At 57.8% G+C, this 21,012-nt stretch carries 20 protein-coding genes, 2 tRNA genes and 1 pseudogene; 16 read left to right on the top strand and 7 right to left on the bottom strand.

Features of this window, described 5'->3' with window-relative positions:
- Positions 1–64: 64 nt before the first annotated feature.
- On the bottom strand, positions 65–2,461 hold the full coding sequence (locus tag SJY13_RS08245; RefSeq protein WP_377190010.1) for an ATP-dependent helicase: 2,397 nt from the start codon (positions 2,459–2,461) through the stop codon (positions 65–67).
- A 181-nt stretch (positions 2,462–2,642) separates the two neighbouring features.
- Here SJY13_RS08245 and SJY13_RS08250 point away from each other — a divergent pair, with 181 nt between their 5' ends.
- The 4 genes from SJY13_RS08250 to SJY13_RS08265 all read left to right on the top strand — a co-directional run bounded on the left by SJY13_RS08250 (position 2,643) and on the right by SJY13_RS08265 (position 9,655).
- The gene (locus SJY13_RS08250) at positions 2,643–4,433 is read left to right on the top strand and encodes a sensor domain-containing diguanylate cyclase (RefSeq protein WP_377190012.1); all 1,791 of its coding nucleotides are present in this window, start codon (positions 2,643–2,645) and stop codon (positions 4,431–4,433) included.
- Positions 4,434–4,472: 39 nt separating this feature from the next.
- Entirely contained in the window at positions 4,473–5,633 is a 1,161-nt protein-coding gene (locus SJY13_RS08255) for an alpha-hydroxy acid oxidase (RefSeq protein ID WP_377190014.1), read from the top strand.
- A gap of 120 nt (positions 5,634–5,753) precedes the next feature.
- A complete protein-coding gene (locus tag SJY13_RS08260) occupies positions 5,754–9,191 on the top strand; it encodes a pyruvate carboxylase (protein ID WP_377190016.1) in 3,438 nt (1,145 codons plus the stop codon).
- A gap of 80 nt (positions 9,192–9,271) precedes the next feature.
- Positions 9,272–9,655 carry an MAPEG family protein gene (locus SJY13_RS08265; RefSeq protein ID WP_085821223.1) on the top strand — a complete coding sequence of 128 codons (384 nt, stop codon included), beginning with the start codon at positions 9,272–9,274 and terminating at the stop codon, positions 9,653–9,655.
- An 18-nt stretch (positions 9,656–9,673) separates the two neighbouring features.
- Here the strand turns inward: SJY13_RS08265 and SJY13_RS08270 are convergent, their stop codons facing one another.
- Positions 9,674–9,967 (bottom strand): hypothetical protein, encoded by a 294-nt coding sequence (locus SJY13_RS08270; protein WP_377190019.1) that lies wholly within the window; start codon positions 9,965–9,967, stop codon positions 9,674–9,676.
- 4 nt (positions 9,968–9,971) lie between these two features.
- On the opposite strand from SJY13_RS08270, the gene SJY13_RS08275 reads away from it, so the two are divergent.
- The 4 genes from SJY13_RS08275 (at position 9,972) to SJY13_RS08290 (ending at position 11,803) form a co-directional block, all read left to right on the top strand.
- A tRNA-Gly gene (locus SJY13_RS08275) sits at positions 9,972–10,046 on the top strand.
- A 34-nt stretch (positions 10,047–10,080) separates the two neighbouring features.
- A tRNA-Gly gene (locus SJY13_RS08280) sits at positions 10,081–10,155 on the top strand.
- An 83-nt stretch (positions 10,156–10,238) separates the two neighbouring features.
- A complete protein-coding gene (locus tag SJY13_RS08285; RefSeq protein ID WP_377190021.1) occupies positions 10,239–11,105 on the top strand; it encodes a GNAT family N-acetyltransferase in 867 nt (288 codons plus the stop codon).
- 95 nt (positions 11,106–11,200) lie between these two features.
- Entirely contained in the window at positions 11,201–11,803 is a 603-nt protein-coding gene (locus SJY13_RS08290) for a hypothetical protein (protein WP_377190023.1), read from the top strand.
- A gap of 7 nt (positions 11,804–11,810) precedes the next feature.
- On the opposite strand, the gene SJY13_RS08295 is transcribed toward SJY13_RS08290, so the two are convergent.
- Positions 11,811–12,050 carry an Lrp/AsnC family transcriptional regulator gene (locus tag SJY13_RS08295; protein ID WP_085821226.1) on the bottom strand — a complete coding sequence of 80 codons (240 nt, stop codon included), beginning with the start codon at positions 12,048–12,050 and terminating at the stop codon, positions 11,811–11,813.
- A 154-nt stretch (positions 12,051–12,204) separates the two neighbouring features.
- On the opposite strand from SJY13_RS08295, the gene hisB reads away from it, so the two are divergent.
- Both hisB and hisH read left to right on the top strand, forming a co-directional pair.
- A complete protein-coding gene (hisB, locus tag SJY13_RS08300; protein ID WP_377190025.1) occupies positions 12,205–12,792 on the top strand; it encodes an imidazoleglycerol-phosphate dehydratase HisB in 588 nt (195 codons plus the stop codon).
- Positions 12,793–13,431, top strand: coding sequence for an imidazole glycerol phosphate synthase subunit HisH (gene hisH / locus SJY13_RS08305; protein ID WP_377190027.1), 639 nt, complete (start codon positions 12,793–12,795; stop codon positions 13,429–13,431).
- A gap of 4 nt (positions 13,432–13,435) precedes the next feature.
- Here the strand turns inward: hisH and SJY13_RS08310 are convergent, their stop codons facing one another.
- Positions 13,436–13,837 carry a DUF2147 domain-containing protein gene (locus tag SJY13_RS08310; protein WP_377190029.1) on the bottom strand — a complete coding sequence of 134 codons (402 nt, stop codon included), beginning with the start codon at positions 13,835–13,837 and terminating at the stop codon, positions 13,436–13,438.
- A gap of 134 nt (positions 13,838–13,971) precedes the next feature.
- Here SJY13_RS08310 and hisA point away from each other — a divergent pair, with 134 nt between their 5' ends.
- Complete coding sequence (gene hisA / locus SJY13_RS08315) at positions 13,972–14,694, top strand: 1-(5-phosphoribosyl)-5-[(5-phosphoribosylamino)methylideneamino]imidazole-4-carboxamide isomerase (protein WP_377190031.1); 723 nt, start codon at positions 13,972–13,974, stop codon at positions 14,692–14,694.
- Positions 14,695–14,698: 4 nt separating this feature from the next.
- A complete protein-coding gene (locus SJY13_RS08320; RefSeq protein ID WP_377190033.1) occupies positions 14,699–15,163 on the top strand; it encodes a DUF2867 domain-containing protein in 465 nt (154 codons plus the stop codon).
- Positions 15,164–15,174: 11 nt separating this feature from the next.
- On the opposite strand, the gene SJY13_RS08325 is transcribed toward SJY13_RS08320, so the two are convergent.
- On the bottom strand, positions 15,175–15,621 hold the full coding sequence (locus SJY13_RS08325) for a DUF302 domain-containing protein (protein WP_377190035.1): 447 nt from the start codon (positions 15,619–15,621) through the stop codon (positions 15,175–15,177).
- A 256-nt stretch (positions 15,622–15,877) separates the two neighbouring features.
- Between SJY13_RS08325 and SJY13_RS08330 the strand changes: the two genes are divergently transcribed.
- The 4 genes and pseudogenes from SJY13_RS08330 to SJY13_RS08345 all read left to right on the top strand — a co-directional run bounded on the left by SJY13_RS08330 (position 15,878) and on the right by SJY13_RS08345 (position 19,869).
- Positions 15,878–18,082 (top strand): spermidine synthase, encoded by a 2,205-nt coding sequence (locus SJY13_RS08330; RefSeq protein WP_377190037.1) that lies wholly within the window; start codon positions 15,878–15,880, stop codon positions 18,080–18,082.
- Between the two features lie 72 nt (positions 18,083–18,154).
- On the top strand, positions 18,155–18,916 hold the full coding sequence (gene hisF, locus SJY13_RS08335) for an imidazole glycerol phosphate synthase subunit HisF (RefSeq protein ID WP_377190039.1): 762 nt from the start codon (positions 18,155–18,157) through the stop codon (positions 18,914–18,916).
- A complete protein-coding gene (locus SJY13_RS08340) occupies positions 18,913–19,230 on the top strand; it encodes a phosphoribosyl-ATP diphosphatase (protein ID WP_377190041.1) in 318 nt (105 codons plus the stop codon). The genes hisF and SJY13_RS08340 overlap by 4 nt, the downstream gene beginning before the upstream one ends.
- A gap of 73 nt (positions 19,231–19,303) precedes the next feature.
- A pseudogene (locus SJY13_RS08345) lies at positions 19,304–19,869 on the top strand (hypothetical protein).
- 3 nt (positions 19,870–19,872) lie between these two features.
- On the opposite strand, the gene SJY13_RS08350 reads toward SJY13_RS08345, so the two are convergent.
- Both SJY13_RS08350 and SJY13_RS08355 read right to left on the bottom strand, forming a co-directional pair.
- A complete protein-coding gene (locus tag SJY13_RS08350; protein ID WP_377190043.1) occupies positions 19,873–20,343 on the bottom strand; it encodes a CoA-binding protein in 471 nt (156 codons plus the stop codon).
- A gap of 198 nt (positions 20,344–20,541) precedes the next feature.
- A complete protein-coding gene (locus SJY13_RS08355) occupies positions 20,542–20,994 on the bottom strand; it encodes a YHS domain-containing (seleno)protein (RefSeq protein ID WP_377190045.1) in 453 nt (150 codons plus the stop codon).
- Positions 20,995–21,012 lie beyond the last annotated feature (18 nt).

Raw genomic sequence — 21,012 nt, forward strand, 5'->3', positions numbered from 1 at the left:
CCGCGGTCGAAACCGGGCGCCCTTCAAAGTGTTAAGCATGTGCCGTCAGGCACATTCATTTTGGTTAAAACGGGATATCGTCCTTGGCGGACAGATATTGCGCGACCACTTTCTTGGTGCCGGCCTTATCGAAATCGACCTCGACCTTTTCGCCCTCGATGCCCGTCACCGCGCCATAGCCGAACTTCTGGTGAAACACCCGCTCGCCCAGCGTGAAGCTGGCCACCGCTGTGGCATCAATCACCGTAGTCCGGCTTTCTTTCGGCTGCGCCATGCCATATTGCCCCTGCCGCGCCTGCAACCGTTTCCAGCCGGGCGAGTTGTAGACATTCGCCTCGGCCGCGCGGGTTTCAATCCCGGCTGCTGGCTGCGAACCACCATAAAGTCCCGGCGGCGTCAGGACCTCAACGTGGTCCTCGGGCAGCTCGTCGATAAAGCGCGACGGCATGGAATTCTGCCACTGCCCAAAGACCCGCCGATTTGCGGCAAAAGAAATCGTACAGACCTCTTCGGCGCGGGTGATGCCGACATAGGCCAGACGGCGTTCTTCCTCGAGACCTTTGAGCCCCGTTTCGTCCATGGACCGCTGAGACGGGAACAGCCCGTCTTCCCAGCCCGGCAGGAACACGGCGGGAAATTCCAATCCCTTGGCCGCGTGCAGCGTCATGATTGAAACCTTGGCACCGTCGCCTTCTTTTTCATTGTCCATCACAAGGCTGACATGTTCCAGAAACCCCTGCAGATTCTCGAAGTTATCCAGCTGATTGACCAGTTCCTTGAGGTTTTCCAACCGCCCCGGCGCCTCGGGCGTTTTTTCATTCTGCCAGTGCGTCGTGTAACCGGATTCGTCGAGAATGATCTGAGCCAGCTCGATATGCGATATTTCGGGCGCACCAAACCGCATGGGCGCTGCACCGTCATCAATCACCACATCGCCATCGACCTCGATCCGCGGTCCGCGTGTCATCGCATTCCAGCGTGCCAGCCCGTCGATCAACTCACGCAGCGCCTTGCCGCCTTTGCCCTTGATCAACCCGTTATCAACCGCGATCCGCGCCCCATCGACCAGAGACACGCCGTGTTCTCGCGCCGTCATCTGGATCGTCTGCTGCGCCTTGTCGCCAAGGCCGCGTTTGGGCGTATTCACGATCCGCTCGAACGCCAGATCATCACCGGGGCTGACCACCAGCCGGAAATAGGCCATGGCGTCGCGGATCTCCATCCGCTCATAAAACCGAGGGCCACCGATCACCTTGTAGGGCAGCCCAATGGTCAGGAACCGATCCTCAAACGCGCGCATCTGGTGGCTGGCGCGGACAAGGATTGCGATCTCATCCAACCCGATCGGCCGTACACCCCGCGTACCGCCCTGCATCGCATCGATTTCCTCACCGATCCAGCGGGCCTCTTCCTCGCCGTCCCAATGACCGATCAGCCGGACCTTTTCACCGTCTTCCGCAGCGGTCCACAGCTCTTTGCCCAACCGGCTTTCGTTGCCCCTGATCACATTCGAGGCCGCCGCCAGAATATGCGGCGTTGACCGATAATTCTGTTCCAGTCGAACCACATAGGCACCGGGGAAATCCTTTTCAAACCGCAGGATATTGCCCACTTCGGCGCCGCGCCAGCCATAGATCGACTGGTCATCATCGCCCACGCAGCAGATGTTTTTATGCCCCCCGGCCAGCAAACGCAGCCAGAGGTATTGGGCGATGTTGGTGTCCTGATACTCATCCACCAGAATATAGCGGAACCAGCGCTGGTATTGCTCCAATACGTCCGCATGGGTCTGGAAGATCGTGACCATATGCAATAGCAGGTCACCGAAATCCACCGCGTTCAATTCCCGCAGGCGGGTTTGGTATTGGGCATATAACTCAATACCCTTGTCGTTGTAGGCCCCGGCATCCGCCGCAGGCACTTTGGCAGGTGTCAGCGCCCTGTTTTTCCAGTCATCGATGATTCCGGCCAGCATCCGCGCAGGCCAGCGTTTGTCATCGATATTCGCCGCCTGAATCAATTGCTTGAGCAGGCGCAGCTGATCGTCGGTATCCAGAATAGTGAAGTTCGATTTCAGATCGACCAGTTCCGCATGACGGCGCAGCAGCTTGACGCAGATCGAATGGAACGTGCCCAGCCAGGGCATGCCCTCGGCGGGTTGGCCCAAAAGGCGACCCACACGGGTTTTCATCTCGCGCGCGGCCTTGTTGGTAAAGGTCACCGACAATATCTCATTCGGGCGGGCGCGTGCCGTGGTCAGTAAATGGGCGATGCGTGCGGTCAGAGCCTTGGTCTTGCCCGTTCCGGCCCCCGCCAGCATCAGAACCGGACCGTCCAGACGTTCAACCGCGTCGCGCTGCGCCGGGTTCAGGTCATCCAGATACGGTGTCGGCCGAGCGGCCATGGCCCGCGTCGACAGCGATGCGCCATCAAAGGCGTCCATTTCGTCAAAACTGCTCATCTGTCCAAACTACGCCGGAACCGCGCCGAGGGAAAGAGTTTGTTCACGCCTTGTTCGCGCGATTCTTTGCCTTCGGTTCCGGCCAATTCTAATCAACAGCGACACAGATCAGCCGGACGCGTTAACCATTTGTCAAACCTGACTTCTGATACTTTCCCCATCGTTGTGGGAGCGTAAAGTCATGAATAATTCCTATTGGCAGAATGGCAGTCATCGGCTGAAGTGGACGTTGATCATAGTGCTGCTGATCGCGGTAACTGCAGTTGCCGGATGGGGGATTTACAAGCTTCCGGCACCGCTGGTCGACCGGATGCTGCAGACAGATATCCTGAAACAGGCCGAATTGTGGAAACGGCGGGTTGTTTTACATCTTGAAAACCCAGAATCCACCCTGCGCACCGGCGAAATTGATGAGCACGATGCCGAATTTCTGGCCTCGATGCCCGAGGCCTCGGATGTTTATCGTTTCAAATTGTTCGACACCGCAGGTCGCGTCATCTGGTCCACCCGACCAGAGGAAGTCGGCAGCATGGAAAACCGCGCCTTTTTCCGTAGCGATGTTGCGCGTGGATTGGTGCATTACATTCAGGAAGTGGTTCCACTGTCCGAAATAGACGGGCTCGATCTGCATACGGACAATGTCCAGAACGCCATCCAGCACAATGTGGCCGAAGTCTTCATGCCCGTGACCAAGAATGGCCGGTTTTTAGGCGCGGTTGAATTCTATACCGACATTTCCGATTTGCGCGCCACTTTCATTACCCGTCTCAGAATTTCATTGGCCATACTCAGCGGGATTGCCGTACTTGCGCTTTGTATCGTGTCCTTCGTGACGTATCGCACCAACCGGTTTCAGGTTAGAGCGCTGCATAAGCAATCCGCCAAGGAACGCGACTTGATGGCTGAGCAGATTCGCTTGGCACGTGAGGTTCGCTTGCTGGGAGAATTGAATGAATGGTTACAGTCAAGCCGGTCACTGGATGAGCTGTTTGACATGGTCTCGCGCTTCATGACTCACATTCTGCCCGAGGCTGAGGGCAGCGTTTACGTCTATTCGAACTCACGCGATGTATTGGACGGCTGCGCCAGCTGGAACGCTGGCACACACAAAGCACATATCCACCCCGAAGGGTGCTGGGGCTTGCGCCGGGGGCGAACCTATGAATACGGAGCCTCTGAGATTGACTTTGTTTGTGAACATGCTGAACCGCATGACGGGCGGCCTTATTTTTGCTTTCCCATTCTGGCGCATGGAGAAACGGTTGGTTTGCTGCACCTGCGGGCCCATGAACACAAGGGGGAAGCTTTTCATGGAAGCAAGAAGCTCGCCCAGTTGTGCGCCGAACAGATTAGCATGGCGATTGCCAATGTACAGATGCGCGATCAGTTGCACGACCAATCTGTGCGGGACCCGTTGACCGGGTTGTTCAACCGCCGGCACATGACGGAAACGTTGCGAAAATCCATAACCCGCAGTCAGCAAACCGGGGCACGCCTCAGCTTGGTCGCGGTTGACGTGGACCATTTCAAGAAATTCAACGATACCCATGGCCATGATGCCGGGGATATGGTTCTGCGCGCTGTGGGGTCTGCGTTGGAACAGGGCTGCGACCGGGACGAGGTCGCCTGTCGTATCGGCGGCGAGGAATTCATGCTGATCCTGCCCGACAACGCGCCCGAAGACGCGGTTACCCGCGCCGAGCAGATACGGCAAGCGGTCGAGGCTGTTTCGGTGCGATATGGTGAGAAATCGCTGCCCCGCATCACGATCTCGGTCGGTGTGTCCCATTACCCGGCGCATGGCACCATGCCACAGGATTTGATGCGCGCGGCGGACGATGCCTTGTATACGGCCAAAGACAAGGGCCGGAACCAGGTGCAGGTCGCAGGAACCGAAGCGGCTGCTGCCCGGGAGGCAAAAGCCGCGCCAAAACAGGTGCCAAAGGCGGTCCCACCTGCGCCAGCGGCCTGAAAACCTTGCAGAATCGCACGGCAGGTTGGATCAAGTTACATGGACCTGCACAGCAAATTCCCCGGCATCGCTGATCTGAAGCGCCAAGCGCGGCGCAGGATACCGTATTTCGTCTGGGAATATCTGGACAGTGGGACCGGCACCGAAGCTACATTGAGCCGCAATCGCAAGGCACTGGATCGGCTGGGATTTCTGCCCTCAATCCTGCACGGGCCGATCGATTGTGACACCAGCGTTCGGTTTCTCGGGCAGGAGTTCCCGCTGCCCTTTGGGATTGCGCCGATCGGGATGTGCGGCCTGACCTGGCCCGACGCCGAAAGGCTATTGGCACAAGCTGCCGCCAAAGAAGGCCTGCCCTATACCCTGTCAACCGTCGCCAGTCAGAGCCCCGAGGATTTGGCGCCTGACCTCGGTAACAACGCCTGGTTCCAGCTGTACCCGCCGAAAGACCCAGAAATTCGTCAGGATATGCTGGATCGCGCAAAGTTGGCCGGGTTCTCGACACTGGTCCTTACCGTGGACGTCCCAGTCGCGTCACGGCGGGAACGGCAAATCCGGTCGGGGTTGACGAACCCGCCCAAACTGACGCCGCGCTTGCTGGCGCAGATCGCGCAACGGCCCCAATGGGCCCTGGGGATGGCAAGGCATGGGATGCCAAGGATGCGCACATTGGACAAGTATATCGACGGGGACAGTGCCCTGCCCTCTACGGCTCATGTCGGGTACTTGCTGCGCACCTCGCCTAATATGGACTATGTCAGATGGCTGCGCGATGCGTGGGACGGTCCCTTCATCATCAAAGGCGTCATGCGCGCCGAGGATGCCGAACGGCTGCAACAGGTTGGCGCCGATGCCATCTGGATATCGAATCACGGCGGTCGACAGTTTGATGGCGCACCCGCCAGTATTGAGGTTTTGCCCGCCATGCGGGCGGCCACTGACCTGCCCCTGATCTTTGACGGCGGTATCGAAGGTGGTCTGGATATTCTGCGCGCCAAAGCGTTGGGGGCTGATTTTGTGATGCTGGGGCGTGCTTTTCTATACGGGCTTGCTGCGTTGGGTGCCGACGGTCCCGCACATGTCGTCGATATTCTGCGACAGGACCTGAAAGCCAACATGGGTCAGTTGGGGGCCGAAAAACTGGATCAGTTACCCAGCGTAAACACTTTGATTGATGCCGCATCGCAGCATGTGTATTAAGATCGCGCCAAGGGAGGCGTTTGCGAGCGTTAACATGCCGGTTCTACCCAGAACGACTGATGTACGAGCGCCTATTGTCCGCCTATGAACACGGCCAAACAACTAGGACCGGGACCTGACATGACAGACTTCAACAAGATCCTGATCGCCAATCGCGGCGAGATTGCCATTCGCATCATGCGTGCTGCCAACGAGATGGGAAAACGAACCGTTGCCGTCTTTGCCGAAGAAGACAAGCTGGGCCTGCACCGTTTCAAAGCGGATGAAGCATATCGCATTGGCGAAGGGATGGGCCCGGTGGCCGCGTATCTCAGCATTGAAGAGATCATTCGCGTGGCCAAAGAATGCGGCGCGGATGCGATCCATCCAGGCTATGGCCTGCTGTCGGAAAACCCTGATTTTGTGGACGCCTGTGTGCAAAACGGCATCACCTTCATCGGACCCAAAGCAGAAACCATGCGCGCCCTTGGTGACAAGGCCAGCGCGCGGCGCGTTGCCGTTGAAGCCGGCGTTCCGGTGATCCCCGCGACCGAGGTTCTGGGCGATGACATGGATGCGATCCGCAAGGAAGCCGCCGAGATCGGCTATCCGCTGATGCTCAAGGCGTCCTGGGGCGGCGGCGGTCGTGGTATGCGCCCGATCGAATCTGAGGACGAATTGGAAGAAAAGGTGCTGGAAGGCCGTCGCGAGGCCGAGGCCGCATTCGGCAATGGCGAGGGTTATCTGGAAAAGATGATTATCCGCGCGCGCCACGTTGAGGTGCAAATTCTAGGCGACAAGCATGGTGAGATATATCACTTGTATGAGCGTGACTGCTCGGTCCAGCGCCGCAATCAGAAGGTCGTCGAACGCGCGCCTGCCCCGTATCTCAGCGAAGAACAGCGGGCCGAGATTTGCGATCTGGGCCGCAAGATTTGCGCGCATGTGAACTATGAATGTGCCGGCACAGTCGAATTCCTGATGGATATGGAAACGGGCAAGTTCTACTTCATCGAAGTGAACCCCCGTGTACAGGTGGAACACACCGTCACCGAAGAAGTCACCGGCATCGACATCGTGCAGGCGCAGATTCTGATTGCCGAAGGCAAGACACTGGCCGAGGCCACCGGCGCCAACAGCCAGTCGGACGTGCATCTGACTGGTCACGCACTGCAAACCCGGATCACCACCGAGGATCCGCAGAACAATTTCATCCCCGATTATGGCCGCATCACCGCCTATCGCTCGGCCACGGGCATGGGTATCCGGCTGGATGGCGGCACCGCCTATGCGGGCGGTGTGATTACGCGGTATTACGACTCGTTGCTGACCAAGGTCACCGCCAAGGCCCCCACGCCCGAGGCGGCGATTGCCCGTATGGACCGCGCCCTGCGTGAATTCCGTATCCGCGGGGTCAGCACCAATATCGACTTTGTCATCAACTTGCTGAAACACCCGACCTTCCTGTCGAACGAATACACCACCAAATTCATCGACACGACGCCGGACCTGTTCACCTTTAAACGACGGCGCGACCGGGGCACCAAGGTTCTGACCTACATTGCTGACATCTCGGTGAACGGGCATCCCGAAACCAAAGACCGTCCGGAACCGCGATCCGATCTCAAAGAGGCCAAGGCCCCGGCTTCCAAAGCCGAGCCGCAGATGGGCACCCGCAACCTGCTAGAGCAAAAAGGCCCGCAGGCCGTTGCCGATTGGATGAAAGCGCAGCGTCAGTTGCTGATCACCGACACCACCATGCGCGACGGGCATCAGTCTTTGCTGGCCACCCGGATGCGGTCGATCGACATGATCAAAGTGGCGCCAACCTATGCCGCCAACCTACCGCAACTGTTCAGCGTCGAATGTTGGGGGGGGGCGACTTTCGACGTGGCGTACCGCTTTTTGCAGGAATGCCCGTGGCAGCGCCTGCGGGATTTGCGCGAAGCGATGCCGAACCTGATGACCCAGATGCTGCTGCGCGGAGCAAACGGGGTGGGCTATACCAACTATCCTGACAATGTGGTGCAGGAATTCGTACGTCAGGCGTCGCAGAACATCGACGTGTTCCGTGTATTCGACTCGTTGAACTGGGTCGAAAACATGCGTGTCGCGATGGATGCGGTCGTTGAGAACGGCAAGATCTGCGAAGGAACCGTCTGCTATACCGGGGACATTCTGGATCCGAACCGCGCCAAGTATGACTTGAAATACTATGTCGGCATGGCGAAAGAGCTGCGCGATGCAGGCGCGCATGTGTTGGGTCTGAAAGACATGGCGGGGCTGTTGAAACCAGCCTCGGCCCGCATTCTGATCCGGGCTCTGAAGGAAGAGGTCGGGTTGCCGATTTACTTCCACACCCACGACACGGCGGGCATCGCCAGCGCCACTATCCTTGCTGCGTCCGAGGCCGGCGTGGACGCGGTCGATTGCGCGATGGACAGCTTCAGCGGCAACACCAGTCAGGCAACACTTGGAACTGTGGTCGAAGCCCTGCGCCACACCGAGCGTGACACCGGGCTGGACATCAAAGCCATCCGCGAGATCAGCGATTACTTTGAGGCCGTACGCGGACAATACGCAGCCTTCGAATCCAGCCTGCAAGCCCCCGCCTCTGAGGTGTATCTGCACGAGATGCCTGGCGGTCAGTTCACCAACCTCAAGGCGCAGGCGCGCTCACTGGGGCTGGAAGAGCGCTGGCATGAAGTGGCGCAGATGTATGCAGACGTGAACCAGATGTTCGGTGACATCGTGAAAGTGACGCCATCTTCGAAGGTTGTTGGCGACATGGCCCTGATGATGGTCAGCCAGAACATGACCCGCGAACAGGTCGAGGACCCGGACACAGATGTGGCCTTCCCCAACTCGGTGGTCGATATGATGCGTGGCAATTTGGGTCAGCCTCCGGGCGGGTTCCCTGACACGATCATCACCAAAGTGCTCAAGGACGAAGCCCCCAACACCCAGCGCCCCGGCAAAGACGTGCCTGCGGTCGATCTGGAAGCCACCCGCGTTGATCTGGCGAAACAGTTGGAAGGTAAAGATGTAGATGACGAGGACCTGAACGGGTACCTGATGTATCCCAAGGTGTTCCTGGACTATATGGGCCGTCACCGGACTTATGGTCCGGTCCGTACCCTGCCCACCCGGACCTTCTTTTATGGCATGGAACCCGGCGAGGAAATCACCGCTGAGATCGACCCCGGCAAGACGCTTGAAATCCGCTGTCAGGCAATCGGTGAGACCGATGAAAAAGGCGAAGTCAAAGTCTTCTTTGAACTCAACGGCCAGCCCCGCGTGATCCGGGTTCCGAACCGTTTGGTCACCTCGACCACACAGGCAAGGCCCAAGGCTGAGGTCGGCAACCCCAACCATGTCGGCGCCCCGATGCCGGGAGTTGTGGCCACAGTGGCCGTGGCAGCCGGCCAAGAAGTAAAAGAAGGCGATATGTTGCTGACCATCGAAGCGATGAAGATGGAAACCGGCATTCACGCCGAGCGTGATGCAACGGTCAAAGCAGTGCATATCCAGCCTGGTGGTCAGATTGACGCAAAGGACTTGCTGGTCGAACTGGAGTAAGCGGCATAGGCTGTCGCCCTGACAGGGGCCGCTCGGGCAACCGGGCGGCCTTTTTCTGTATCAGCGAAGGAGCAAGACCCATGCTGTCGATCACACCGATCTATGCCGCTCTATTGGCATTCCTGTATGTCGCGCTCAGCGTCAAGGTCATCAGCCAACGCCGCAGCGACAAAGTTTCCTATGGCGATGGCGGCAATTCAGACGTGCTCAAGGCCATGCGCACGCATTCCAACTTTGCGGAATACGCGCCTTTTGCATTGCTGCTGATCGCGATGGCCGAATTGCAGGGCGCCGGGGCCTGGCTGATCAATCTGTTGGGCCTTGGTATTCTGGCTGGGCGGGTCCTGCATGCGTATGGGTTTGGGAAAAAACCACAGATCGTTATCCTGCGTCAGATCGGGATGCTGCTGACATTTGCCTCTATCCTGATCGCGGCTATCGCCTGTCTTGTGATGGCGTTTTGAGCCAAGCGGCGGACGTTATCACGCCAGAATCTGCGTCTCGATGGCCGGTGCTTTCATGAGAACAGGCTGAACCTGACCCAGGCTGTCTTCATTCGGTTTGCCAACCGCTGCGGCCAGCAAAATCAACCCCGCAAGGGATGCCATTTTCAAGTCAGCGAGCTGCGCCATGTCCAAACCTCGTTTCTTGTTGTTGTTTGGTACTCTTGGTTTTGAACGCGTGACGCGCGCGTTTCCGTCGAAAGATTTTTCCCCTGTTTTGTGTTTTTCCGCTTGCAGCCCAGCTTGGGAATTAATACATCCCTCCTCACTCAACGGCGCGGGCGTAGCTCAGGGGTAGAGCATAACCTTGCCAAGGTTAGGGTCGGGCGTTCGAATCGCCTCGCCCGCTCCATTGAGAGACCGAAAGGTCGAACATAGTATCTGATGCGGGCGTAGCTCAGGGGTAGAGCATAACCTTGCCAAGGTTAGGGTCGGGCGTTCGAATCGCCTCGCCCGCTCCAGATACACACTTGACCAAACATTGCTGGTTTCTTGTAAAATGTTGCGCCATTCTATTGGCGCTACAGATTTCAGGATTTTACCTATGTCAGATTATACCATTCGCCCATTGACCGCTGATGAATTACAGCACGCCGTGGATTGGGCTGGACGCGAGGGGTGGAACCCTGGAAAGCACGACGCCGAGTGTTTTCGGACGACAGATCCTGACGGATACCTGGGCGGTTTTCTGGACGGTGAAATGATCGCTTCGGTCTCGGCTGTGAACTATGATGACGCGTTTTCTTTCCTGGGGTTCTACATTGTCCGCCCCGAATTTCGCGGATCAGGGCATGGGCTAGAGATCGCCCAGCATGCGCTGGCCCATTGCAAGGGCCGCAATATGGGGCTGGACGGTGTGGTCGAACAGCAGGACAATTACCGCAAATCCGGGTTCTCCTTTGCCTATAACAACTATCGCGTTGGGGCGAAGATCGGAGAGGTTTTGCCCAAGCTTGGGCAGGTGCTGGGCAATGGGGTCACGCCCGTCGACAACGTCTCGGACGCGCTAAAGGCATATGATAGAAGGCTGTTTCCTGCCCGGCGGGATGCCTTTCTGCGAGGGTGGTTGAGCGCACCCAGTCACATTTCACGCAAGTATACCGAAGATGGCCGCATCAAGGGCTATGGCACGCTGCGACCTTGCCAGGCTGGGTACAAGGTGGGTCCCCTGTTTGCCGATGACGCCGGAATTGCCCAAACTCTGCTGGCCAGCCTATTGGCCGCTGTCCCCGTCGATCATCACGGACAGGAGGTCTTTGTTGATATGCCCCAACCCAACAGAGAGGCATTTGCGCTGGCCGCGCAGCTTGGGTTGGAGAAAGTCTTTGAGACCGCCCGGATGTATTCCGATCACCAACCGGACATCGACCTGAACCGCATCTTCGGCGTCACGACATTTGAATTGGGCTGACACAAGCATTGACTTCAGGGCATCAATCCCCGGCCAATCTCGCCCATTCAGGTCGACCAAACAAGCAGATCCACAACCACAGGACTTACCCCATCATGGCAGGAGATCAGCAAAAACGGTTTCTGACCGGAGTGTTGGAATATCTACCGGGGTTGAGCTTTTTGATCCTGTCCCGGGCAAGTGATGATCTGCGGTTGGCGGGATGGATTGGCACCTTTCTCGCCGCGACCGTGTGCGTGGCCTACGCCCGAAAAGTTATGAAACCGCACCCCGTATTGCTGGGGATCAATATCTTTATGATCGTCATCACTCCTTTGATTGAACTTCTTCACATCGGAAACAATGCGACGGTAGCGCAGTATTTACTCAAAAACATAGACAGTCTGGTTCTTGCCAGCATTTTTGTAACCGGGCTTGCGCTGACGCTTTTAACGCAGCGCGGGTTTCTGACGCACCACTCCGAAAGCACGGCGAAAATGCGCGCACATTCCGCCTGTCTGCTGACGGTTTGTTCTGTCGGAGTTGTTTGGTCCCTTTTCGCAGGGGACAACCATCTGCTGTCGCTTGTTTTGCCGCTGTCGCTGCTGTTTGGGTTGCAGCAATATTTGACCGCCGGGGCCACCGACAGACAAGCTCGGCACGATGTTGTCCTAGCAAGCGCTGGCGCCGTGCCTGCACCCGCAGACACGACGATCTGAATTTGTCCTAAAACGCCTTGAACGTCATGGTGGTCAGAGATCGCTCGATCCCGGGGATGATCAGCAGATTTTCATTGATGAAATGGCCCACATCCTCGGATTCCGGGATGTAGAGCTTGAGCAGCAGGTCATATTCACCACTGGTCGAATACAGTTCCGAGTGAATTTCCCGCAGCGCGATCTCTTCGGCGACCTTGTAGGTGGTGCCGGGTTTGCAGCGGATCTGGATGAAAACGCAGGTGGACATGGGCCTGGCCTTGTTGGTTGAGTTGACGGCAGGCTGGCATGGCCCGGGTCCGGGCGCAATCCCCTGCAACAGTTTGCGGTGAATGCCACGCTTGGTCTGGATAAGGCAGGCCTTCCCCGTCTATAAGCGCGCCTGAAGCAAAAGGAATTCGCCCATGCGCAGTGCAAAGATCAGCCGTCAGACCGCCGAGACCAAGATCACGGTCGAGGTCAATCTGGACGGCACAGGCCAGTATGACAATCAGACCGGCGTTGGATTTTTTGACCATATGCTGGACCAGTTGGCGCGGCATTCCCTTATCGACATGACCATCCGGGCCGAGGGCGATACCCACATCGACGATCACCACACGGTCGAAGATACCGGCATCGCGCTGGGTCAGGCGCTAACGCAAGCGTTGGGCGATAAGACAGGCATCCGCCGCTATGGTGAATGTCACCTGCCCATGGATGACGCACAGGTGCGTTGTGCGCTGGATCTGTCGGCGCGCTCGTTCCTGATCTGGAACATCGATCTGCCGACACCCAAGATCGGAACGTTCGATACCGAGCTGGTACGCGAGTTCTTTCAGGCCCTCAGCACCCATGGCGGTATCACCCTGCATGTTGATCAACTGCACGGGTTCAACAGCCACCACATTGCCGAGGCCGCGTTCAAGGCCGTGGCCCGCGCATTGCGTCAGGCGGTTGAGACCGACCCGCGTAAGGCAGATGCAATTCCGTCCACGAAAGGCGCGTTGTAGATGCTGACGGCCATTATCGACTACGAAAGTGGCAATCTGCACTCGGCCGAAAAGGCGTTTCAGCGCATGGCGCGCGAGATGGGCGCGGGAGAAGTTGTCGTAACCTCGGACGCGGAGGTGGTTGCCCGCGCGGACCGGCTGGTTCTACCCGGTGACGGCGCTTTTCCCGCCTGCGCGAATGAGCTGCGCGGGCACAAAGGCATCTACGACGCGATGGTCGAGGCCGTCGAACAGAAAGGCCGCCCCTTTCTGGGCATCTGCGTCGGCATGCAATTGATGGCCTCCAAGGGTCACGAATATCGCGAGACCGACGGTCTTGGCTGGGTTGCAGGTGATGTGGTGCGGATCGAGCCGTCCGATAGTGCGCTGAAAGTGCCGCATATGGGCTGGAACGATCTGGTTCTGGAAAGCGAGCACCCGGTCTTTGCCGGGGTGCAATCAGGCGATCACGCCTATTTCGTGCACTCCTACCATTTCCGGGTCAGCGACCCGGCGCAGCGTTTGGCTTATGTGGAGTATGGGCAGGAAGTCACGGCCGTGATCGGCCGCGACACTATGGTTGGGATGCAGTTTCACCCTGAGAAAAGTCAGGACGTGGGCCTGCGCATGATCGGGAACTTCCTGACCTGGACGCCCTGAGCGGTTACTGAACCCGCGTCCAGTCCTGCCCGCGACACACGAGACCGCCTACAGCACAGCCTTTGACGGTCAGCTTGTTCTGGTTGTCCAGCGTCATCTTCGAGCTGTAGGTCTTGTCACGGTCCGGGGCCCAGATCTTGCCGCCGCTATAGCTGCCGCCGCCATCAGGCACCATATCCCAGATGATCTGCTTGCCGAGGTTTTCATACTCCAGCTGCTCATTACCGTCTTTGTCAAAAGCGGTGTCGATGGTGCCACAAATCGCGCTGCCGCATTCCGAAATCGAAACGTGTAGATACCCACCGGTATCCCCGGGCTGGGTCTTCCAAAGCCCGTCAACCGGATCGGCTGCAAAAGCAGCGCTGGCCAATACCGCAAACCCGGCTGCAAGTGTGAATGTCTTCATGATTTCCTCCCTTATTTCTGCTCAGTCTGGCCCGGCTGGGCAATTCCGGCAAGATTGACTTGGCGTCGCGTTGCATCCCCTACCCCGCATGTGCGATATCCCGCGCGAACAGTTCAGATATAGGGCCGCCCGACATGATCCTCTACCCCGCTATCGACCTCAAAGACGGCCAGGCCGTACGCCTGCTGCGCGGTGAAATGGATAAGGCAACGGTGTTCAGCGACGACCCGGCGGCACAGGCCCGCGCCTTTGTTGAGGCCGGGTGCGACTGGCTGCATCTGGTTGATCTGAACGGCGCATTTGCCGGTGAACCGGTGAACGCCGCCCCGGTCGAGGCGATCCTGAAGCAGTGTGATGTGCCCGCCCAGCTGGGCGGCGGCATTCGTGACATGGCCACGATCGAGGCCTGGCTGGACAAGGGGCTGGCCCGGGTAATTCTGGGCACCGTAGCTGTCGAGAACCCAAATCTGGTGCGCCAGGCCGCCAAAGCCTTCCCTGGAAAGGTTGCCGTGGGAATTGATGCCCGCAACGGGATGGTCGCCACCAAGGGCTGGGCCGAGGAAACCAACGTGCAGGTCACTGATCTGGCCCGCAGCTTTGAGGACGCGGGAGTGGCCGCGATCATCTATACCGACATCAACCGCGATGGCGCGATGCAGGGGCCGAACATCGAGGCAACCGCGGATCTGGCCCGGGCGGTGGACATCCCGGTCATTGCCTCAGGCGGCGTGTCCTCTGTCGCAGATCTGATCGCCCTGCGCGATTGTGGCGCAGATTTGAACGGTGCGATTTCCGGGCGTGCGCTTTATGATGGGGCGATTGACCTGAAAAAGGCTCTGACAGCGCTCAGAGAGTAACCCAATGTTCAAGTCGCGCGTGACACGATCCGCCCTGCCCTCCTCAAGCTTGCTGCACAAGCGCCTGCAGGATGGTGATTTTCTGGATTGCTTCAGCGTTGCCTCGGACCTGCCCCCGCGCCGCGCCGCAGACATCATCACCGCGTTTCCGTCCTGGGCAATGGCCCTGGTACGGCTGCGCGGAATGCTGGTCGCACCTTTCGGGCTGAGCCGGACGGGACCGGAGGCCGCTGACAAGGTCGGGATATTCCCGGTTGAACATGACAGCGCATCCGAGGTGATCGCAGGGTTCAACGACCGCCACCTTGATTTCAGGGTCTCAGTACTGTCTGAGAACGGCCGTGTGTCTCTGGCCACCTGGGTTCATCGCCACAATCTGGGCGGACGGCTGTATCTGGCCGCAATCCTGCCGTTTCACATCCTGATCGTGCGCAATGCGCTTGCGCGGTTGCGCCACGCAAGCGCCTGAGCCTGGGCGATCTATCCGGCGGCGGCAGCGGTCAGTTTGCTAAGCGCGCCGCGCATCTTTTCGATGATCGGTGAATTTTCGACCTCATCAAGCTCGTCCATCGTTTCTTTCGGATCTTCATAGGCCAGCCAGACCTGACCGTCTGCATCCTCATAGGCCTGCACTTTCAGGGGCAGGAACAGACCCGCGCGCGCGTCGATCTGCATGGCGGGCGTGCCCAACTTGGGGTTGCCAAAAATCAGCACCTGGTTGGCGGGGATTGGGGTCCCTATCTTTTCTGCCCCTGCGGCGTGATCTACACGGGCAAAAACAGTTGCGCCCGCGTTGCCAACTGCAGCCTCAAGCGCGTTCAACGCTTCTGCCACGGACTTGTCTGTGGGTATTTTGATGATGTCGTCAGCCATTGCGGGCAGTGCCCCTCCGAAGGTCAAAACAGTTGCCAGTATCAGTTTGCGCATATTGAACTTCCTTCTGTGAATTTCACCCTAGTTTTCACAGCTTTGTGCGTTCGAGCAATCACAAGTCTGGCATCGGCGGGGCTTTGCCGTTCGTCTTTGGGGGCCACGCCTGCAAGTCTGCCCTGTAAATGTCTATGAGCCGCCACTTTCGCGAACAATGCCCCGAAACGGCAGCTATTTTGCGCGAAACAGCCCCAAATTGGTCGCAATCTCAAATTACTTGAGACGTCGGGCAAAGCTGGCAAAGGCGTTCGGTATGAGCATTTCAAGTATGGGGTATTCGGACAGGGTCTGGATTCGCACAGCCACAATCGTGACATTCACGCTAACGATCTTCGTCAGCGCCAGCCTTTTGTTTTTTGTCCAACCGCTTTACGCCAAGCTTGTCCTGCCCAAAATCGGCGGCGCGCCAGCGGTCTGGACGACCGCAATGCTGTTTTTTCAGGTCGTTCTGATCTTCGGCTACCTCTATGCACACCTGTTGACCAAATGGTTGCCCTTGCGTTGGCAGCTTCTGACCCATGTCCTGTTTTGGCTCACCGCGCTGACATTCCTGCCTCTGTCCACCAGTGAAAGTTGGAGCTACGACGCGTCGCAATCCACCGCGCTTCAGACACTCGAGCTATTTGCCTTGGGTGTTGGCCTGCCCTTTGCCGTGCTATCTGCAAATGCTCCACTGCTGCAGGCTTGGTACACGCGCTCTGGCGGTCCATCGGCGGATGATCCTTACTTCCTCTACAGCGCAAGCAATGTAGGCTCTCTGCTGGCCTTATTGGCATTCCCCTTGCTGGCAGACCCGTTTCTGGGAGCGCGTGAGATCAGCTATGTCTGGTTTGTTGGCTTTGTCGTTTTTGGCGGTCTCCTCATCTTTTGCGGAATGCTGGCAATGCAGGGAACGCGACAGACCCCGGTGTCCACTGCGGCACAGACGTCATCACATGGCCTAAGTGCAAAACAGATCGCAGTTTGGATTGGCGTGGCCTTTGTTCCGTCTTCGCTCATGTTGTCGATCACAACCAAAGTCAGCACGGATCTTGGATCGATGCCCTTGATCTGGGTCATCCCACTGGCCGTGTATATCATGTCGTTTATCGTCGCGTTCGCAAAATGGGAACGGCTGACCACGGCTGGGTTGCAAGTGCCGACACTTTTGGCCTTGGCATGTGGGGCCGTATTGCTGTCCGATACCGTGCGGCAGGAAGCGGCACCAATCGTTATTTTAGCCTACGTACCGGTACTACTTGTAATCGCATTGTTTGCCCACCGGTTGCTTTTTGAACTTCGTCCACCGGCGGAACATCTTACAGTATTCTACATCGCGTTGTCTGTTGGCGGCGCGTTGGGGGGGCTGTTCAATTCCATAATCGCACCCGTTGCCTTTTCTCAGGAAATAGAAGCGCAGTTCACCCTGATACTTGCCGCAGCATTGTTCCTGCTGCGGCCATGGACCTTTTCGCCTCGGCATATCACGATTGCCTGCCTTGCCAGCGTGCCAGTTCTTCTGGTCTTCGGCACAATAGGAAACCTCGACGTCTTGGGTCACGGTTTGTTGCGGGCCTCGGCTGCCTTCATAACTCTGGCAACTGTTTTGTGGCTGTTTCGTGACTACGCTCTCCGCATTGTGGCTGTAATTGCAGTTGTCATGGTTCCGTCATTCCGCGCCATGGACGGTGCTATGCTCCAAGACCGCAGTTTCTTCGGCACCCATTCGGTCTATTCCGAAAATGGCCTGCGAATTTACAACAACGGCACGACGACCCATGGCGTGCAACGAGAGGAAGACTATGGCCGGAGACCAACGCCAATGTCCTACTACCACCCGGACGGCCCCATGGCGCAGGTCATCACGTCAGAATTCGGTGCCCAGGCAGATCAAATCGGCATCGTAGGTTTGGGAATAGGAGCGTTGGCTTGTTACAAGAAGCCGTCGCAAACGTGGGCCTTCTTTGAAATCGATGCCATGGTCGACGGCGTCGCGCGCAATCCTGCGTTGTTCAGCTATTTGTCCGAATGCGCCCCGAACTCCAAAACCCATTTGGGTGATGCGAGAATTGTACTGGCCCAGAACGAGTTCGAATTCGACATCCTGGTCCTTGATGCCTACAGCTCTGACGCCATTCCCATGCACCTCGTTACAAAAGAAGCGGTGCAGATGTATTCAGATCGGTTGTCATCTGATGGGGTATTGGTCTTTCACATCTCGAACAGATACTACAATCTCGCCACCCCATTGGCCCGCATTGCCCACAGCCTTGGCCTGCATGGTGCAGCACAGGCTCATGTGGTGGATGATGAGGCGCTAAAGCAGGGGGCAGCCTCTAGCGTGGTTGTAATCATGTCCCCAGACCATTCCCGGATTAACAGTTTTCTGAACCAAGGAAACTGGGTGCCTTTAACCGCAGATCACAAAACCCCTTGGACAGACGACAGGGCAAATCTGCTATCCGCACTGAAATGGTAGACAACAAATCCAGTAACCGGACTGGCATCGGTTTGACGTTGCCGGTAGAGATGCGGCAACAAAGGATGCCTCATGCTGAAAACCCGCATCATTCCCTGTCTTGATGTTGCTGATGGCCGTGTGGTCAAAGGCGTGAATTTTGTCGGCCTGCGCGATGCAGGCGATCCGGTGGAATTGGCCACGGCTTATGATGCGGCTGGTGCGGATGAAATCTGTTTCCTCGACATCCACGCCACCCATGAAAACCGCGGCACCATGTTCGACGTGGTCCGGCGCACGGCAGAACAGTGTTTTGTGCCCCTGACCGTGGGCGGGGGAGTGCGCACCAAGGATGACGTACGCGCCCTGCTGTTGGCAGGGGCGGACAAGGTCAGCTTCAACTCGGCCGCTGTGGCCAACCCGGATGTCATCGCCGAGGCCGCCGATCAGTTCGGCAGTCAGTGCATCGTCTGCGCCATCGATGCCAAGACCGTCAGCCCCGGCAAGTGGGAAATCTTTACCCATGGCGGGCGCAAATCCACTGGCATCGACGCAGTAGAATTTGCCAAAACGGTTGTCGCCAAAGGTGCCGGGGAAATCTTGCTGACCTCGATGGATCGGGACGGCACCAAATCAGGCTTCAACCTTCCCCTGACCCGCGCCATCTCGGACGCGGTGGACGTGCCGGTGATTGCCTCGGGCGGGGTGGGCAACCTGGATCATCTGGTCGAAGGCGTGACCGAAGGCGGTGCCAGCGCGGTGCTGGCGGCTTCGATCTTTCACTTTGGCGAATACACCATACGCGAGGCCAAGGAACATATGGCCGCCGCCGGTGTCCCAATGAGGTTGGAATGAGTATTCTGCGCGATCTGGCCACAACGATTGAGTCCCGCAAGGGCACCGACCCCGAGTCCAGTTGGACCGCCAAACTTTTGGCCAAAGGGCCGGAGAAATGCGCCGAGAAGTTTGGGGAAGAGGCCGTTGAGGCAATCATCGAGGCTGTCAAAGGCGATCAGGACAAGCTGACGGCAGAGGCCGCAGATGTGCTGTACCACCTGCTGGTCATGCTGGCCGCACGGGATGTAGCACTGGACGATGTGCTGGCCGAACTGGCCCGGCGTCAGGGCCTGAGTGGTATCGCCGAAAAGGCGGCCCGTCCAAAGGGTTAAGCGAACGGGTTTCGCCCGCCTGCCCTGCAGCTTATGATCGGGTCTGGTGAATCACGGATATCAGGCGGCGGGAATGATCAGAATTTTGGCCTTTGTGCTGACCTTGGGGATGCTTGCGGCCTGTTCTGCGCCACCGTCTTCCACCGGAGATGAGGTTCAACGGTTGGCCAGCGAAATCCGCAGCCTCGGTCCGGATATCGACCCGGTCGAGGCTGAGCGTGCCGCGCGTATCGCCTATTCCTATTCTGCGCAGCTGGCGCAAGAGTACGAGATCACCGATCCCCCCCGATTCACAACGCCAAGGTCAACAAGGGCCTGCGCCCACGCGGTCTGTGCTGGCACTGGGCCGAGGATATCGAGCGCAGGTTGGATCAGGAAGAGTTTGAAACGTTGGAAATGCACCGCGCCATAGCCAATGCCGATAACCCGTTTCGCATCGACCACAGCACGGCAATCATCAGCCGCAAGGGCGAGACGATGTATGACGGCGTGGTTCTGGACCCGTGGCGCTATGGCGGGGTGTTGTTCTGGTCGCCCCTGCCCGAGGACACTAAATACGAATGGGTGCCCCGCGACGCCGTATTGGAAAAGCGCCGCCTGGATCAACACGGTGCGCTTTTGCCTTATGTCAGCGGGTAGAGATCACAGCTTGGAAGAGATTACCCCAGTGGCAAACCCGCCCATGCGCAACTCGCCAAACAGACGCTGATACTCAATCTTCGGGCAGCGGTTCATCACAACGTCCACACCCTGAGCCTGCGCTTTGGCGGCTGCGTCCGGGTGCTCTACCCCGATCTGCATCCAGATCGTGCGCAAATTCGGAAAGGCTGCCAAAGCGTCATCGACAATCGGGGGCACGGCCTCGGACCGGCGGAAGATATCAACCATATCGACAGGTTCGGTGATGTCTGACAACGATGCCCGCACCGTTTGGCCGAACAACAACTTTCCCGCATGGCCGGGATTGACCGGAATGACCCTGTACCCCTTAAGGGACAGATAGCGCGCCACGTAATAGCTGGGCCGCACAGGGTTCATCGACACCCCAACCACGGCTACCACCTTGGTGCGTTGCAGGATATCCCTGAGGAACGGATCGGAATATTCAGTCATGCGGGCACATTAGGCGGTGTACGCAAAAGAAAAAAGCGCCCAGGTCATGCCTGAGCGCCAGTTGTTGGAACGAGGGACAGTGAAATGACCCGCGGCAGTTCCGTTCCGCGGTCATTGTGACATTTAAGCATGAGTTCTGAGAAAAAAAGAGGGTGCGCGCATTTTTGTGATGACAGATCACAAAAAGCGGGAATTTGCCTATTGGTGATACAGCACAACGGGCCAGTGTTCCTCGGCCTTGCGGATAAATCCAGCTCGGTCGCTGCTCCACATTTCCTCGATTTCCGGTGAATGGGTCAGATACAACCGGCCATCCACAACCTGCCACAGCGTTGGATCCGTGCTGATCAACTCACCCTGCGCCATTGCATAGGCACAGTACCCGCCAAATTGGGGCGCAAAGGCGCGCGGGTTGCTTTCAAATCTGTCGCGATTCTCGGCCGAAGAAAAATGCCACTCGACACCTTTCCACATGACCGAGTATTGCGGCTTACCCCGCACCGGACCGTCGCCGTTGAAATAGGACACAGCATCATACCCGCCCATGGCAGCACCATCCGTGTCAAAATACACGGGCATGTCCTGCGCCTGGGCGGCAGAAGCAAACACGGCAGCGGCAACCCCGCCAAGAAAAAGTCGTCTGGTCAGCATTGTGGAATCAGGCAAAGT

It is taken from the genome of Ruegeria meonggei (genome assembly GCF_042768335.1).
Classification (GTDB): Bacteria; Pseudomonadota; Alphaproteobacteria; order Rhodobacterales; family Rhodobacteraceae; genus Ruegeria; species Ruegeria meonggei.

Coding starts and splice junctions, on each gene's coding strand:
- SJY13_RS08290 (WP_377190023.1), top strand. CDS start 11,201: ATGGCAGGAGATCAGCAAAAACGGTTTCTGACCGGAGTGTTGGAATAT.
- hisH (WP_377190027.1), top strand. CDS start 12,793: ATGCTGACGGCCATTATCGACTACGAAAGTGGCAATCTGCACTCGGCC.
- SJY13_RS08320 (WP_377190033.1), top strand. CDS start 14,699: ATGTTCAAGTCGCGCGTGACACGATCCGCCCTGCCCTCCTCAAGCTTG.
- SJY13_RS08285 (WP_377190021.1), top strand. CDS start 10,239: ATGTCAGATTATACCATTCGCCCATTGACCGCTGATGAATTACAGCAC.
- SJY13_RS08350 (WP_377190043.1), bottom strand. CDS start 20,343: ATGACTGAATATTCCGATCCGTTCCTCAGGGATATCCTGCAACGCACC.
- SJY13_RS08265 (WP_085821223.1), top strand. CDS start 9,272: ATGCTGTCGATCACACCGATCTATGCCGCTCTATTGGCATTCCTGTAT.
- SJY13_RS08330 (WP_377190037.1), top strand. CDS start 15,878: ATGAGCATTTCAAGTATGGGGTATTCGGACAGGGTCTGGATTCGCACA.
- SJY13_RS08310 (WP_377190029.1), bottom strand. CDS start 13,837: ATGAAGACATTCACACTTGCAGCCGGGTTTGCGGTATTGGCCAGCGCT.
- SJY13_RS08355 (WP_377190045.1), bottom strand. CDS start 20,994: ATGCTGACCAGACGACTTTTTCTTGGCGGGGTTGCCGCTGCCGTGTTT.
- SJY13_RS08250 (WP_377190012.1), top strand. CDS start 2,643: ATGAATAATTCCTATTGGCAGAATGGCAGTCATCGGCTGAAGTGGACG.
- SJY13_RS08340 (WP_377190041.1), top strand. CDS start 18,913: ATGAGTATTCTGCGCGATCTGGCCACAACGATTGAGTCCCGCAAGGGC.
- hisB (WP_377190025.1), top strand. CDS start 12,205: ATGCGCAGTGCAAAGATCAGCCGTCAGACCGCCGAGACCAAGATCACG.
- SJY13_RS08325 (WP_377190035.1), bottom strand. CDS start 15,621: ATGCGCAAACTGATACTGGCAACTGTTTTGACCTTCGGAGGGGCACTG.
- SJY13_RS08260 (WP_377190016.1), top strand. CDS start 5,754: ATGACAGACTTCAACAAGATCCTGATCGCCAATCGCGGCGAGATTGCC.
- SJY13_RS08295 (WP_085821226.1), bottom strand. CDS start 12,050: ATGTCCACCTGCGTTTTCATCCAGATCCGCTGCAAACCCGGCACCACC.
- SJY13_RS08255 (WP_377190014.1), top strand. CDS start 4,473: ATGGACCTGCACAGCAAATTCCCCGGCATCGCTGATCTGAAGCGCCAA.
- hisF (WP_377190039.1), top strand. CDS start 18,155: ATGCTGAAAACCCGCATCATTCCCTGTCTTGATGTTGCTGATGGCCGT.
- hisA (WP_377190031.1), top strand. CDS start 13,972: ATGATCCTCTACCCCGCTATCGACCTCAAAGACGGCCAGGCCGTACGC.
- SJY13_RS08245 (WP_377190010.1), bottom strand. CDS start 2,461: ATGAGCAGTTTTGACGAAATGGACGCCTTTGATGGCGCATCGCTGTCG.